This window comes from Rhodococcus sp. PD04 (assembly GCF_035918275.1).
Taxonomy (GTDB): Bacteria; Actinomycetota; Actinomycetes; order Mycobacteriales; family Mycobacteriaceae; genus Rhodococcus; species Rhodococcus rhodochrous.
This window is the reverse complement of the sequence record NZ_CP142143.1, coordinates 875,261-889,700: the sequence shown is the minus strand read 5'-3', so window position 1 is coordinate 889,700 and position 14,440 is coordinate 875,261. Positions and strand designations below refer to the sequence as shown.

The window sequence follows — 14,440 nt, the reverse complement described above, 5'->3', positions numbered from 1 at the left end:
ATCGAGAGCTTTAGGGCATCGAGAACTCGACGGAGCACAGCCGCTCCGACAGTTCCCACAACCTGCGCGCCAGGATCTCGTCGCGTGACCGCGAGGTGGACTGCACCCGCTTCGGGTGACCGCGCATCTCGAAGAAGGAATCCGGCCCGTAGTAGCCGCCCGGCTCCGCATCCGGCGAGGTCGCCGCGTAGAGCGTCGGGAGCGCACCCTGCTGCGGGGACTGCCCGATGATCGGGGTGACGAGTTCGACGATCTTCCCGTGCCAGGATTCGCTGCGGTACTGCAGATTCGTCGACGAATAACCCGGATGGGCGGCAAGCGACCTCACGTTCGATCCGGCGGCGGTCAGGCGCCGCTGCAGTTCGTACGCGAACAGCAGGTTCGCGAGCTTCGACTGCCCGTAGGCGAGCCACCGCTCGTAGCGGCGGCGTTCCCAGTCGATGTCGTCGAGATCGACGCTGCCGAAGCGGTGCATCGTGCTGCTGACCGTCACCACCCGATCGGAGATGCGATCGAGCAGCAACCCGGTGAGCGCGAAGTGACCGAAGTGATTGGTCCCGATCTGCATCTCGAAACCGTCGGCCGTCCGCCGCAGCGGCACCGCCATGACACCGGCATTGTTGATCAGGACGTCGATGCGCTCGTGCTCGGCACGCACCTCGTCGGCGAACGCACGGACCGACGCGAGATCCGCCAGGTCCAGACGTCGCACGGTGACGCGGTCTCCGAGGTCGGCCGCAACCGCCTCGCCCTTGGTGACATCGCGGCAGGCGAGCACCACCTCGGCACCGGCGCGCGCCAGCGCCCGGGCGGTCTCGGCACCGAGCCCGCTGTTGGCCCCCGTCACGACCATCGTGCGTCCCGACTGATCCGGAATATCGTTCGTGGTCCACCCCATGTCCGCCCACCCTACGGACGCGCGCCGCGTGGCGACACCCCCCGTTTCCGGCATCGACGGGCCCGGTGGATCTCGTCCTCGCCGTGGGACGCACCTGCTCGTAGACTTCCCCGGAACTCACGACCGCACGCGCGCGGGGGCGCATGCACGACAGGGAGGTTCCATCGATGGGGCACCACCCCGGACGTCCGGACCGCGAACTCGCCGCAGCGTTGCGGAACGGGGAGCCGGACGCCACGGCAGCGGTCTTCGACCGTTTCGCCCCCGGCCTGTACGCGTACGCGTGCGGCTTCGTCGCCGTGTCGTCGGCATCGGACGTCGTGTACGACGCGGTCTGGACGGCGACCGCGCGGATCCGGTCGCTGCGCGACGAGGGTCTCCTCCGGGCCTGGCTCTACGCCGTGGTCCGCGCCGAATGCATCCGCGCGCTCGAGCGCACCGGCTCCGCACTCGAATATCTCCCCGCGGCCGACCCCGCCTATCAGGCCGCCTCCGACGTACTCGATGTCCGGGAGGCGGTCCACCTGCTCGACGGCACCGCCCGCGAGGTCGTCGACCTCACGGTGCGGCATCACTTCTCGTCCCACGAGATCGAGGCGATGCTCGGTTCCGCCGGCGACGGACGTGTCCTCGCCCATGCGCAGGACTTCGTCGACCGCGCGGTGCCCCGCGTGCCGAACGCGCTCGGAACGTTCTCGCTTCTCCCCTTCACCCCGCTACCCGCGCACCTGCGGGGACGGCTGCTCGCGGTGCAGCCCTCGGAGGCGGAACTGCTCGATCTCGGGCGTCGACTCGAACCGTTGGACCGGGAGGGCTTCCCCCGTCGCGACCGTCGCGCGAAGCGCACCGTTCCCGTCATCGCGGCATCGATCGCGGCGTTCGCGGTGCTGGGCGTCGGTGCGTTGTTCGTGTTCCCTCAGGCCGAATCCGTCGAGCGACCGGTCCTGCGTCCTGCCGCCGAGCCGACGCTCGACGTCGGGTCGCCGGTCGCGACGACCACGACCGCGGCGCCGGCCGAGACCACGACGACCACCGAGCCTGCGGAGACGACGCCGGACGAACCCGAGGTCGACGCCCCGGTGGCGACCAGCACCTCGGCACCGACCGCCGAGTCCGCTGCGGAAACCACCGCCGCCCCCACCACCACGGCGACGTCGACCGCCGGGGGCTTCACCAGGCGCGGCGGGCCGGGGCGCGGGACCGAGCCGGACGAGGACCGTCCTCGCCGGGACACGGAGGAGAGCGACGCGCCGAGCACCGGGACGCCCCGACCCACCACCACGGGTGCACCCACCACACCGCGGCCGATGCCCACGCTGCCGACCTTCCCTCCGCGCGGCGGCGCGTGAGGTGCGCACCCCCGTCACACAGTGGAGACGAGGACGTAACACGACGGGTCTACCTTCGCGGAGTCGAGCACTCGCATCCCGGTGACGAAGGAGGACCCGGTCGTGGCACCACGCCGTAGATCCGCGTTGCTGGACGAGCTGCGCGTCGACGTGCCGGGCCGCCCGCAGGACGTGATCCTCGAGGAGTTGCGCCGCGCCTTCCTCTCCGGAGCCGCTCCCCCGGGCACCCCGATTCCCGTCGGGGAGGTCGCAGAATTGTTCGGGGTCAGCCGCATCCCGGTCCGGGAGGCGCTCAAGACCCTCATCGGCGAAGGTCTCGTGACCCACCGGCAGAACCACGGGTACATCGTCGCCCAGCTGACGATCGCGGAACTGCGCGAGATGTACCTCGTCCGTGAGACTCTCGAATCGGCGTCGCTCGCGGCAGCCGTACGCAACGCCACCGAGGAGGACGACCGGCGCGTCGAGGAGTCGCATCTCCTTCTCGAACGCGCTGTGCGGGAAGGCGACTCGCGTGGCTATCACCGCGAGAGCCGCGTCTTCCACATGGCTCTGACCCGGCCGTCCCGCATGCACCGCCTGCTGCACATGCTCGAATACGCCTGGAACATCACCGAACCCGTGCAGCCGATGGTGCACGTGAGCGATTCCGAACGCGCCGAGCTCCATCGCGAGCACGAGGCGATGCTCACCGCCTTCCTCGCGCGCGACACCGACGCGCTGCTCGCGGCATCCGAACACCACAATCGGCACCTCGACGTAGCCATCTCCGGCCTCACCGCCGAGTCCGGTCTGCTGCCCGCGGAAGATATACAGTTCGGGTAACTCTCCGGCAATATCGCCCCGTTACGGTCTGTACATCGGAATTCACCACCGCCGTTGATGTTCCGTCGATCGATTCGACTCCGCCCACCGGCCTCACACCGGGGCACGGGCGGCTCCCCCTCGCACAGGAGCAGGCATGACCGAAGTGCTGACACCGAGCGCCGGTGACGTCCCCGCCGCACCCCCGCCGTCCGCGACCGGATACGACCCGCGGTTGACCAACGACGACCTCGCCCCGCTGAAGAACCAGCGGTGGGGTTCGTACAACATCTTTGCGTTCTGGATGTCCGACGTCCACAGCGTGGGCGGGTACGTCACCGCCGGCAGCCTGTTCGCTCTCGGTCTGGCCAGCTGGCAGGTCCTCGTGGCCCTGCTCGTGGGCATCACGATCGTCTACTTCTTCTGCAATCTCGTCGCCAAGCCCAGCCAGGTCACCGGCGTGCCCTATCCGGTGATCTGCCGCAGCGTCTTCGGTGTCCTCGGCGCGAACATCCCCGCGATCATCCGCGGTCTGATCGCGGTGGCGTGGTACGGGATCCAGACCTTCCTCGCCTCGGCGGCACTCGACGTGGTGTTGATCAAGCTGTTCCCCTCGCTCGCGCCCTACGCGGTGGTCGAGGACTACGGGTTCGCCGGCCTGTCCGCACTCGGATGGGTCAGCTTCCTGACGCTCTGGGTGCTGCAGGCCTGCGTGTTCTGGCGCGGCATGGAGTCGATCCGACGGTTCATCGACTTCTGCGGCCCGGCCGTCTACGTCGTGATGTTCCTGCTGTGCGGTTACCTGATCTCCCAGGCCGGTTGGAGCGCAATCGATCTGACCCTCGGCGAGGTCACGCACACCGGCTGGTCGTCGGTGCCGGTCATGCTCGGCGCGATCGCCCTGGTGGTCTCGTACTTCTCCGGCCCGATGCTCAACTTCGGCGACTTCTCCCGGTACGGGAAGTCCTACGCCGCGGTGAAGAAGGGCAACTTCCTCGGTCTGCCGGTGAACTTCCTGGTCTTCTCGTTGCTCGTGGTGATCACCGCGTCGCTCACACTGCCCGTCTACGGTGAACTGATCACCGACCCCGTCGAGACCGTCGCCCGCATCGATTCGACCTTCGCGATCGTGCTCGGCGCACTGACCTTCGCCATCGCCACCATCGGCATCAACATCGTCGCGAACTTCATCTCCCCGGCCTTCGACTTCTCGAACGTCAGCCCGCAGAAGATCAGCTGGCGCGCCGGCGGCATGATCGCCGCGGTGGGCTCGGTGCTCATCACCCCGTGGAATCTGTACAACAACCCCGAGGTCATCCACTACACCCTCGAAACTCTGGGTGCGTTCATCGGTCCGCTGTTCGGCATCCTCATCGCCGACTACTACCTCGTGCGCAAGCAGAGGGTGATCGTCGACGACCTGTTCACGATGTCGGAGAAGGGCGCGTACTTCTACCGCAAGGGTTACAACCCGGCCGCGGTGATCGCGACCGTCGTCGGCGCCGTGGTCGCGATGATTCCCGTGCTGTTCAACGATGCTCCCGGTATGGGTACCGCCGCCCAGTACAGCTGGTTCATCGGCTGCGGTCTCGGCTTCGCCGTCTACCACCTGCTCGCGACCCGCACTCGTCTCGCAGTCCGTCTCCCCGACCGGGTCGCACAGGAAGCAGTCTGATCCTCCATGTTCATCAAGGTCGTCAACCCGAACACCACGTGGTCGATGACCGCCACGATCGAGGCGTGTGCCCGGGCCGTCGCAGGCCCGGGCACACGCGTCGAGGCGGTCAGCCCCTCGATGGGGCCTCCGTCGATCGAGAGCCACTACGACGAGGCGCTCGCCGTGCCGGGCATCCTCACCGAGATCGAGAAGGGTGAACGCGACGGCGTCGACGGCTACGTCATCGCGTGCTTCGGCGATCCCGGACTGGACGCGGCGCGCGAGCTCGCCGGTGGGCCCGTCGTCGGCATCGCCGAGGCCGCCATGCACACCGCCGCGGTCCTGGGGCGCGGATTCTCCGTCGTCACGACGCTGGCCCGCACGACCGGACGCGCGTGGGACCTCGCGCACCGCTACGGCATGGGCGACGCGTGCCGGGGCGTGCACGCGTGCGACCTGCCGGTGCTGGCCCTCGACAGCGATCCCGACGCACGCAAGATCGTCACGGAGGCGTGCCTCGACGCCCTGTACGAGGACGGGTCCGACGCCATCGTGCTCGGTTGCGCCGGGATGGCCGACCTGTGCGCCCACATCTCCGCGGAGATCGGGGTGCCGGTGGTCGACGGTGTCGCGGCCGCGACGCTGACCGTGCAGTCGCTGGTCACGATGGGCCTGGCGACCGGCAAGCGAGGCGAGTTCGCGACGCCCCCACCGAAGCGCTATGCGGGACTGCTCGACGGGTTCACGACGGGCGGGTGAAGCCCGCCCCTGTCCTCCCGGGAGGGTGGATCCCCCTACGATCGGGGCGTGCCGTCCATCCACCATGCACCGCTGAGGAAGACCGACCCCGAGAGCCTGTACCGGATCGTCGCCCTGCGGACCGACGTGTTCGTCTTCGAGCAGGGCATCACCAGTGAACCGGAACTCGACGGCCGCGATCTCGACCCGACCACCGAACTGTTCTGGACACGGGAGGGCGACGAGGTCCTCGCGACGCTGCGCGTGCTCCACGACGACGGGGACGTCGCCCATATCGGTCGTGTCGCCACCGCCCGGCACGCACGCGGGCGCGGCCTCGCCGCGGAGCTGATCGAGGCGGCGCTCGGGACCTGCCCGGGGGTGGTCGACATCTCGGCGCAGGCATACCTGGAGCACTGGTACGCGCGATTCGGGTTCGTGCGCACCGGAGCGAACTATCTCGAGGCCGGGATCGACCACGTGCCGATGCGCCGCACCCCGTGACCGCGGGGCGCCCGTCGGGCGGCGGTCACGGGGTGCGGGCGACGACGCGTATCAGTCGATCTCGAAGTGCACTCCGGTGAGCTTCTCCGACAACTCCCACAGCCGCGCCGCGGTCTCGCGGTCGCGGGCGCGACGACCCACGGTGGCGACACCGGGCGCGCCGAAGAGGAGGAAGCGCGGGCCGATGTAGCCGCCCGCGATGCCCGGATCGGAGGCGGCGAGCACGACCGATTCGGCCCCCTGGTCCGGGGTGCGCTGCAGGATCTTCTTGCCGAAACCGAACAGCCGGTCGAACCACGTCCCGGTGTGGCTGCCCACCTCGGTGGCCGCGTAGCCCGGATGGGCCGCGACGGCGCGCAGCGGTGAGCGGGCAGCGGCGAGGCGTCGTTCGAGCTCGAGCGCGAACAACAGGTTCGCGAGCTTCGACTGTGCGTACCCCGCGGCGCGATTGTACGGGCGGTGCTCCCAGTTGAGGTCGTCGAGATCGATCCGGCCGATCAGGTGGGCGGCGCTCGACACCGTGACGATGCGGCCGGTGATACGCGGCAACAGCAGTCCGGTCAGGGCGAAGTGTCCGAGATGGTTCGTTCCGATCTGCATCTCGAACCCGTCGGCGGTGCGACGCAGCGGCACCGCCATGACCCCGGCGTTGTTGACCAGGACATCGATCCGGCGATCGGCGAAGGCGTCCGCGAAGGCATGGATCGCCGAGAGGTCGGCGAGATCGAGCGGCATCATCTCGGCCCGGGGGCCGATCTCGTCGGCGATGCGCTTGCCCCGGTCGAGGTTGCGACCGGCAAGGACGACGGTGGCGCCGGCAGCCCCGAGGGCGCGGGCCGTTGCTTCGCCCACACCGCTGGTGGCCCCCGTCACGACGACGGTGCGGCCGACCAGCGATGTGGTGGCGTCAGGCGCCAATCGAGGACTTGAGCATCGGGAGCATCGCCCACAGCTCGTCCTGCCAGTAACCCCACGAATGGGTACCGACGATCGGGAACGAGAAGTGTGCGGTGTCGATACCCAGGGTCAGCAGGCGCACCTGGAAGGCGCGGTTCTGCGTGCGGGCGAGCGCTTCGAGACCCATGGCGTTGGTCGTGTTGAAGCTGCCCACGAGCGAGTTCGGCCGGTCGTACTGGCCGGGCAGACCGCTCGCCGCGGAGATCCACATCGGCAGTCCGCGCATCTGCGGCGCCGCGACGAACGGGTCGTGACGCAGCCACGCCGGGTCCCAGGGCGGTCCCCACATCGCGTCGGAGTTGTATCCGCCGGCGTCGAGCATGGCGAGACGGATGGCCTCGCGCATACCGGGGGCCGAGAGGTTGAGGTAACCCGAGAGCGAGCCGGCGAACTTGAACTGGTCGCGGTGGTAGGCGGCCAGGATCAGCGCCGCATTACCGCCCATCGACAGCCCGACCACCGCGTTGTTGCTGCGGTCGATGCCGTAGACGTTCGCGAGATGGTCGGGGAGGTTCTGGGTGAGGAAGGACTCCCACTTGTAGGTGTAGGGCTGGCCGTTGAAATTGCTCGGCGCGTACCAGTCGGCGTAGAAGCTCGACTGGCCGCCCACCGGCATGATCACGTTGACGCCGTGATCGGCGAGCCACGCCGCGTTGGTCTCGTGTTCCCAGCCGCTCACGTCGTCGGTGGCGCGCAGACCGTCGAGCAGATAGACGGCCTTGTTGCTGCCGTTGTTCGCCCGCCAGATGCGTACCTTGATCGCCCCGACCCCGCCCGGGGCGGCGACCATGTCCTCGTGGAAGCGTTCGTACGGATCGGCCGCAGCCGTGCCGGCGCCGAGCCCACTGAACGCGAGCGCCAGCGGAAGCACCAGTGCCGCCACCAGCAGCCGCACGAAAGCGCGTCCCCCCCGCCGACGTGTTCCGGTTTTCGCCGAAATCGTCACAACATGCTCCCCTTGCACTCCAGTAACATTCTTCACTTCCGTCCCAGGATATCGACGGTGCAGAAACCTTAAGCAGGCTTGCACACAATCGTTATCGTGGAAAGTCCGGCAACGTTATCGTCGGGCCTTCGGCGCTCGCATTCCGGTCGCACCGCTAGCCTGACGACCCGTGCCCGAAGCTCCCCTCCCCGTTCGCGACGGCCTGAACCCCACCCGCCTGCGACTGCCGGAAAATCCCAGCTGGGAGACCATAGCGGAGTTCCTGCTCACGCGCTTTCCGAACGATGCGACGCGCATCGCGGAGAAGATCGAATCCGGCGAAGTGGTCGTACAGGACGGCACAGCGGTCACATTCTCGACCCCGTACGTCCCACGCGAATTCGTGTATCTCTACCGTGATCCGCCCGCCGAACCGCGCGTCCCCTTCGAGATCGACGTGCTCCACCGCGACGAGAACCTGCTCGTCGTGGACAAACCACACTTCCTGGCGACCACCCCTCGCGGCTCCTGGGTGACGGAGACCGCCGTGGTCCGGTTGCGCAAGGAACTGGACCTGCCCGAACTGTCCCCCGTCCATCGGCTCGATCGGCTCACGGCGGGCGTCCTGGTGTTCACCGTCCGACGCGAGGCGCGACGCGCGTACCAGATGCTGTTCGACCGGCGTCTCGTCGAGAAGGAGTACGAGGCGATCGCCCCGGCCGCGCCGCGCCTCGACTTCCCTCGCGAGGTCCGCAGCCGCATCGTCAAGGAGCGCGGCGTGCTGCAGGCCCGCGAGGTCGACGGTCCCGTCAACGCCGTGACCTCGATCGATGTGGTGGACACGGCCGGCGACCGTGCGCGTTACCGTCTGCGTCCCGAGACCGGCCGGACGCATCAACTCCGGGTACACATGAACTCGCTCGGAATCCCCATCCTCGGCGACAACCTCTATCCTGAGGTGTACGAGGTTGGGCCGCAGGACTATTCGAATCCGCTGCAGCTTCTGGCGAGATCCCTGTCGTTCCACGATCCGATCACAGGTCGGCCGACCCGCTTCGTAAGCCGACGAAACCTGGCAGCATGGAGTAACAGCACACCAGGACCCCGCTGACCGGCGAGTTCTCGTCTTGGAGGTTCCCATGGAAATCGGCAGCATCTCGCGTACCTATGACGGGCGGGTGGCCCTGCGGTTCGAACGCTCGTTCCCCCACCCGCCGGAGAAGGTGTGGAGGGTCCTGACCGATCCTCAACATCTCCGCGCCTGGTTCCCTGCCGACGTCGAGTTCGAGCTCACACCCGGCGCGACACTCGAATTCCGCTCCACACAGGAGCAGACCCGCCGCTTCGGCCTGCCCGAAGGGCACACCACCATGGGCAGTGTGCTCACGGTGCGGCCCGCGCGGGTCCTGGAATACCTCTGGGACACCGACGTTCTGCACTGGGAACTCACCCCCGACGGCTCCGGCGGGTGCTGGCTCACCCTCACCCACACCACCGACGACGAGGAGGACGCCCTCGCACACGGCGCCGCCTGGCACGCCGGGTTCGAGGTGGTCGAGGCGCAGTTGGAGGAACGTCCGGTCGACTGGTCGATCTGGGACCGCGCAGCCGAACTCAGCGCGCACTACCAGGGAAGCTCGGGCTGAGCCGAGCGCCGCAGCGGGACCCGGGCTGATCGCCGGACCCGGGACCGGGCGGACGGGCTAGCGGCGCGCCCCACGTCGCACGGGAGCCGAACCGACGCCGCCGAGATCGTGCTCCCGGGCGGACGTGTGTGCCACGATGCGCGCGCCCCAGGCTCCGACCGCGTCCCAGTCCCGGAAGTCGCCGCAGGGGGCGCCGACCATCCTGACGACCATCCGTTCGCCGGTGCCGAGCACCGCCGGATCGAGCTTCCCCGGGAAGGTGCGATGTTCGACGGCCCCGACCCGCTCGGCGACGGCGCACGCGTCGTAGCACGTGTTCACCGACCTTCCGCCCGAAGCGACCGGGCCCGAAGAGAACAGATAGACGTCGCGTTCCCGCAGTTCGGCCGCGTACCGCTCCGCGAACTCCCGCGCGCTGCGCAGCCAGCGACTGCGGTAGACGGCGCTGCCGAGCACCACGACGTCGTACGCGTCGACCTCGTCGACATGTTCGGGCGCGTTCACGTCGACCTGCGCGCCGTGGTGACGCATCGACGCGGCCAGCGCTGTCGCGATCTCCGCGGTCGAGCCGTGCCGACTGGCCACCGAAACAAGAACCTTCATCACTACCCTCCGGACCCGCGTCGAACCATGATCACCCCCGAACCGGGCCTTGACCAGTGCCGAAGTGCTCTTTGCCCGGTATCGGCAGATCACAGTCGGACGAATCACCTCATACCGGACCGCGTGGCAAGGTGGAGGCAACGCGCATTGAGAAGGAGCAGATGGATGCCCAGCACATCGCCGGCGACCGTCGCGGAAGAGGCGGAACGCAAGTACTCCGCCACCGGCGAGCGGCCGCTCCCGGACCTGACGGGACTGCCGTCCGTCGATGCGATCGACGTCGACCGGTTCGAATTGTCGGCCCAGTACTACGACACCGCCGACCTGAACCTGCTGCGCTCGAAGGTCACGCTCCGCAGACGTGAGGGCGGCGACGACGCGGGGTGGCATCTCAAACTGCCGTCCGGTGTCGACACCCGCACCGAACTGCACTTCCCCCTCGGCGACGACTCCGCCGAGGACGTCCCCGCAGACCTCGGGTCCCTGTTGCGCGGCGTCCGGCGCGGCGCCCCGTTGGGCCTGGCCGCTCTGCTCGTGACCCGACGACACCGGCACCGGCTCCGGGCGTCGGACGGCCGCCTCATCGCGGAGGTGGTGGTCGACGACGTCGACGCCGTGCGCGGAGCCGACGGATCCGAGATCCGCTGGAAGGAGATCGAGGTCGAGTGGAATTCCGCCCTCGGCGACAAGACGATCGACCGATTCCTCACGGCGCTCGAGGAACGCTTCGCGGCCTCCGGGATCACCCGTTCGGAGAGCCCGTCGAAGCTCCACCGCGTGCTCGGCGATCTGATCCCCGCCCGCCCGCCGATCGCGAAGGGACTGATCCCGATACGCGACTATCTCTCGAGCGAACTGCACACCCTGGCGCTGTCGGACATCGCCGTCCGGCGCGACGCACCCGACGCGGTGCACAGCATGCGCAAGGCCGCGCGGCGTCTGCGCAGCGCGTTGCAGACCTATTCCGACGAGATCGTCGTCGATCACGATCTCGTCGACGAACTCCGTTGGCTCGGAAGACGTCTCAGCTCTTCGCGTGATCTCGAGGTCCAGTGGGAACGGCTCGCCGAGCGCGTGGCGGACATCCCGGTCGACTCGCACCGGGAGGCGACGAGAGCCCGTATCGACGAGTACTTCTCGGCGAGATCGGAGGCCGCCCGCCTCGAGGCCGTCGATAGCCTGGACTCGGATCGGTACGTCGGGCTGCTCTCCCGCCTCGACGCGGCGATCGACGACCTCGCTCCCGCCACCGAAGCGGCCGGCGCACGTCCGAAGGTGGCGCGGAAGGAACTGCTGCGTGCGATCGCAGCGTTGTCGAAGAAGGTCTCGCGCCGCGTCGACAGGGTCGGCGACGCCGAGAACCCGGCGGAACGGGACGCGCTCATGCACCGGGCACGCAAGGGCGCCAAACGGATGCGATACGCCATCGAGGTGATCGCGCCGATGCATCCGAAGCGGTCCGGACGGATCCTCGACCGGTTCGACGACTTCCAGGATCTGCTCGGCGAATTCCAGGACTCAGTCGTCGCGCGGGAACACCTCCTGGACATGCTCTCCGAGCAGGGGCACACCGCCGAGACCAGTTTCGGGCTCGGGATCCTGTTCCGCATCGAGACCGAGATCGGCGACGCGCAGGCCGCGCACCTGGACGGCGGCTGGGGGAAGGCCCACCGCTCCGCCCGCCGATTGTGGTCCTGATCGAGGTCCGAAGTCCCTGGTCCGGGTCTCCCCGATCAGGGATCATGAAGATCGTCGAATCCGGGTCACAGCCGCGTCGTGGCGGTAACGTGGCCTCGGGCCGACCTGCGCACGGGAAGCCGCGCGCTGCAACGAGAAGGAGACATCGATGAGCACACCGAGCACCCGCAAGGCAGTCGTCGCAGGCGTCGACGGCTCCGAAACGGCTGTGGCGGCAGCGCGGTGGGCCGGCGCCGTCGCGTCACGTATCGGAGCGCCCCTCCACCTCGTGCACTCGATGCCCCCGGAGGGCATCTTCTACAGCGAGGCCGCGGTACTGGTGCAGTCGCAGATGATCCAGCAGCTCGAGGAGGACGGCAAGAAACTCCTCGCCGACGCCGCCGAACGGGTCCGCGCCGACCACCCCGATCTCGAGGTCAGCAGCTTCATCGGCCCCGGTCCCGCAGCCAAGTCGCTGCTCGAGGCCGCCGAGGACGCACGCCTGGTCGTCATGGGCGCCACCGGTGCGGGTGCGCTCGAGAACTTCCTGCTCGGCTCCACCGTTCTGCGCGTCGCGAACCATGCACCCTGCCCGGTGGTCGTGTGGCGCGGCAGCACCGATTCTCCGCTGCCCGATTCCCGGCCGATCGTCGTCGGTGTGGACGGCAGCGAATTATCCGCTGCCGCAGTCACTCACGCATTCAATCTCGCATCGGCCCTCGGGGTTCCGCTTCGGGCCGTGCACTCCTGGCTCGGTGATGCCGCACTCGGCGTCGGCGCCACGGCCGCACTGGTGGACTGGGATGCCGTGGAGACCGCGGAGACCGCGGTTCTCGCCGAGACGCTTGCCGGCTGGAGCGATCGCTACCCCGATGTCACCGTCGAGCGTGTGATCGACCGGGGACCGGCCTCGAAGGTCCTGCTCGCGCACCTCGACGACGCCCAACTCGTCGCGGTCGGCAGCCACGGGCGTGGCCAGTTCCGCGCCGCCCTGCTCGGATCGACGAGCCAGAACCTGCTGCACAAGGCTCCGTGCCCGGTGCTCATCGCACGCAAGGTCTAGACCCGACCGTTCCGGCCGACGGGGATCGCTTCGACGAAGCGATCCCCGTTCGCCGTTCCCGGGGAACGCGTTCACCGGGGCACGTTCACCAGGGCGCAGGACCGAGTGTGGTCTCCAGCCACGCCGCGTCGACGGTCTCGACACCCGTATCGATCGACACCGCCTCCGGCCACGGGTCCCGCCGCCGGAGTTGCCGCTCGAGCACGGCAGGGGTCGCATCGGAGGCGTCGTCGCCGCGTTCGGCGCGGGATGCCATCCGCTGCAGCAGGATTCCCTTGTCCGCACGGCATTCGATCTCGATGACGTCCACTGCGGCGCCGTCGGCGACCTTGCGGGCCGCGTCGCGTTGGCCGGACGACAACCAGGTCGCGTCCAGCACGACGGATCGTCCCCGGGCGAGAGCGCTCCCGGCCCGGCGCAGCAGTTCCCCGTAGGTGGCCTCCGTATGCGCCGGCGCGTACAGGCCGGCATCCGTGCCGTCGCCGGTGCGGTCGGTGGGCTCCAGACCCACCAACTCCTTCCGGACGACGTCGCTGCGCAGCACATCCGCTCCGAGATACGCACCGACCTCGCGCGACAATGTCGTCTTGCCGGTCGCGGAGACACCACCGACGAGCACCATGCGCACACGTCCACGGTCGAGATGTCCCTCGAGCAGCTCGACGAAACCGGTCGCCGTCTCCCGCGCCGCTGCATCGCCCTGCTCGTAGCGCAGGGCGGTCACCTTCGCGCGCACCAGCGCTCGATAGGCGATGTAGTGGTGCACGAGCGAGGAGGGTGGATGATCACCCGAGACCTCGCTGTACCGCTCGAGCAGTCGCCGCGCCGCGGACTCGGCGCCGAGACGTTCGAGATCCATTGCGAGGAAGGCGAGATCGAGCACTGCATCGCCGTAGCGCAACTCGTCGTCGAACTCGAGACAATCGATGATGCGCGGACCGTCGTCGAGACAGAAGATGTCGTCGGCGAGCAGGTCGCCGTGCCCGTCCACGGCCCGGCCCGCCGCGATGCGTTCGTCGAACAGCACCGTCCGGCCTGCGAGATAGCGGTGCACGGACTCCCCGATCCGCGCCAATACTCCGGCACGATCCGCCCCCACCTCCAGCCGGCCGAGATGGTCGAGGCTGAGATCCCACAACCGGGCGACGAAGTCCGCGGAGGCACACCGGTCGATCTCAGGACCGTGCGGCGAGGAGGCGTGCAGTGCGGCGACCTGCCGTGCCACCTCGTCGATCACCGCCGACACGTCCTCACCTCGGCGGACCGCCGCGGCCAGGCGCCGATCGTCGGGCAGCCGCACCATCTCGACGAGGTGCTCGCACAGCTGTCCGTCCGGGCCGTGGACGTCCGCGACACCCAGGTAGACGTCCGGTGCGAGACGCCGGTTGAGCTCCACCTCCCGGTGGCAGATCCGTTCGCGGGCCTCACGCGTGCGGTTGTCGAGGAAGCCCAGGTCGAGCGGCTTCTTCAACTTGTGCACGCGGTCGCCGACGAAGAAGACCACCGACGAATGCGTCTCCCTCACTCCCGCGTATCCGACACCGTCCGGTCCGGCACCTGTGCTCACTGCGCCCTCCCTGCCGTCGGCGGATCCCACCGAGTCCTCTCGTCCATCACAT

Annotated in this window: 14 protein-coding genes; 9 read left to right on the top strand and 5 right to left on the bottom strand. The window is 68.7% G+C overall.

All coding sequences use genetic code 11. The features are described 5' to 3' along the window. Nucleotides 1-10 precede the first annotated feature (10 nt). The gene (locus U9J23_RS04125; RefSeq protein WP_326601508.1) at nt 11-898 is read right to left on the bottom strand and encodes an oxidoreductase; all 888 of its coding nucleotides are present in this window, start codon (nt 896-898) and stop codon (nt 11-13) included. A gap of 167 nt (nt 899-1,065) precedes the next feature. On the opposite strand from U9J23_RS04125, the gene U9J23_RS04120 reads away from it, so the two are divergent. The 5 genes from U9J23_RS04120 to U9J23_RS04100 all read left to right on the top strand — a co-directional run bounded on the left by U9J23_RS04120 (nt 1,066) and on the right by U9J23_RS04100 (nt 5,950). After that, nucleotides 1,066-2,247, top strand: a complete 1,182-nt coding sequence (locus U9J23_RS04120; protein ID WP_059384204.1) for an RNA polymerase sigma factor — start codon at nt 1,066-1,068, stop codon at nt 2,245-2,247. Nucleotides 2,248-2,349: 102 nt separating this feature from the next. Next, nucleotides 2,350-3,072, top strand: coding sequence for a GntR family transcriptional regulator (locus U9J23_RS04115; protein ID WP_059384284.1), 723 nt, complete (start codon nt 2,350-2,352; stop codon nt 3,070-3,072). 136 nt (nt 3,073-3,208) lie between these two features. Continuing rightward, nucleotides 3,209-4,726, top strand: a complete 1,518-nt coding sequence (locus tag U9J23_RS04110; protein ID WP_085469236.1) for an NCS1 family nucleobase:cation symporter-1 — start codon at nt 3,209-3,211, stop codon at nt 4,724-4,726. A gap of 6 nt (nt 4,727-4,732) precedes the next feature. Continuing rightward, nucleotides 4,733-5,467 carry an aspartate/glutamate racemase family protein gene (locus tag U9J23_RS04105; RefSeq protein ID WP_059384206.1) on the top strand — a complete coding sequence of 245 codons (735 nt, stop codon included), beginning with the start codon at nt 4,733-4,735 and terminating at the stop codon, nt 5,465-5,467. A 48-nt stretch (nt 5,468-5,515) separates the two neighbouring features. Then, on the top strand, nt 5,516-5,950 hold the full coding sequence (locus U9J23_RS04100; protein WP_059384207.1) for a GNAT family N-acetyltransferase: 435 nt from the start codon (nt 5,516-5,518) through the stop codon (nt 5,948-5,950). Between the two features lie 51 nt (nt 5,951-6,001). Here the strand turns inward: U9J23_RS04100 and U9J23_RS04095 are convergent, their stop codons facing one another. Further along, the gene (locus U9J23_RS04095) at nt 6,002-6,868 is read right to left on the bottom strand and encodes an oxidoreductase (RefSeq protein ID WP_059384208.1); all 867 of its coding nucleotides are present in this window, start codon (nt 6,866-6,868) and stop codon (nt 6,002-6,004) included. After that, a complete protein-coding gene (locus tag U9J23_RS04090) occupies nt 6,858-7,802 on the bottom strand; it encodes an alpha/beta hydrolase (RefSeq protein ID WP_248931529.1) in 945 nt (314 codons plus the stop codon). Before U9J23_RS04090 ends, U9J23_RS04095 begins: the two co-directional genes overlap by 11 nt. Before the next feature lie 220 nt (nt 7,803-8,022). On the opposite strand from U9J23_RS04090, the gene U9J23_RS04085 reads away from it, so the two are divergent. Further along, nucleotides 8,023-8,943, top strand: coding sequence for a pseudouridine synthase (locus tag U9J23_RS04085; RefSeq protein ID WP_059384209.1), 921 nt, complete (start codon nt 8,023-8,025; stop codon nt 8,941-8,943). Nucleotides 8,944-8,971: 28 nt separating this feature from the next. After that, on the top strand, nt 8,972-9,478 hold the full coding sequence (locus U9J23_RS04080; protein ID WP_059384210.1) for an SRPBCC family protein: 507 nt from the start codon (nt 8,972-8,974) through the stop codon (nt 9,476-9,478). Between the two features lie 57 nt (nt 9,479-9,535). Here the strand turns inward: U9J23_RS04080 and U9J23_RS04075 are convergent, their stop codons facing one another. Next, entirely contained in the window at nt 9,536-10,081 is a 546-nt protein-coding gene (locus tag U9J23_RS04075) for a flavodoxin domain-containing protein (RefSeq protein ID WP_059384211.1), read from the bottom strand. Between the two features lie 165 nt (nt 10,082-10,246). On the opposite strand from U9J23_RS04075, the gene U9J23_RS04070 reads away from it, so the two are divergent. Continuing rightward, a complete protein-coding gene (locus U9J23_RS04070) occupies nt 10,247-11,779 on the top strand; it encodes a CYTH and CHAD domain-containing protein (RefSeq protein ID WP_326601499.1) in 1,533 nt (510 codons plus the stop codon). A gap of 148 nt (nt 11,780-11,927) precedes the next feature. Beyond that, on the top strand, nt 11,928-12,821 hold the full coding sequence (locus U9J23_RS04065; protein ID WP_085469233.1) for a universal stress protein: 894 nt from the start codon (nt 11,928-11,930) through the stop codon (nt 12,819-12,821). Between the two features lie 85 nt (nt 12,822-12,906). Here the strand turns inward: U9J23_RS04065 and U9J23_RS04060 are convergent, their stop codons facing one another. Next, nucleotides 12,907-14,418 carry a bifunctional aminoglycoside phosphotransferase/ATP-binding protein gene (locus U9J23_RS04060; protein ID WP_059384214.1) on the bottom strand — a complete coding sequence of 504 codons (1,512 nt, stop codon included), beginning with the start codon at nt 14,416-14,418 and terminating at the stop codon, nt 12,907-12,909. Nucleotides 14,419-14,440 lie beyond the last annotated feature (22 nt).

Coding starts and splice junctions, on each gene's coding strand:
- U9J23_RS04125 (WP_326601508.1), bottom strand. CDS start 898: ATGGGGTGGACCACGAACGATATTCCGGATCAGTCGGGACGCACGATG.
- U9J23_RS04120 (WP_059384204.1), top strand. CDS start 1,066: ATGGGGCACCACCCCGGACGTCCGGACCGCGAACTCGCCGCAGCGTTG.
- U9J23_RS04110 (WP_085469236.1), top strand. CDS start 3,209: ATGACCGAAGTGCTGACACCGAGCGCCGGTGACGTCCCCGCCGCACCC.
- U9J23_RS04105 (WP_059384206.1), top strand. CDS start 4,733: ATGTTCATCAAGGTCGTCAACCCGAACACCACGTGGTCGATGACCGCC.
- U9J23_RS04080 (WP_059384210.1), top strand. CDS start 8,972: ATGGAAATCGGCAGCATCTCGCGTACCTATGACGGGCGGGTGGCCCTG.
- U9J23_RS04075 (WP_059384211.1), bottom strand. CDS start 10,081: ATGAAGGTTCTTGTTTCGGTGGCCAGTCGGCACGGCTCGACCGCGGAG.
- U9J23_RS04070 (WP_326601499.1), top strand. CDS start 10,247: ATGCCCAGCACATCGCCGGCGACCGTCGCGGAAGAGGCGGAACGCAAG.
- U9J23_RS04065 (WP_085469233.1), top strand. CDS start 11,928: ATGAGCACACCGAGCACCCGCAAGGCAGTCGTCGCAGGCGTCGACGGC.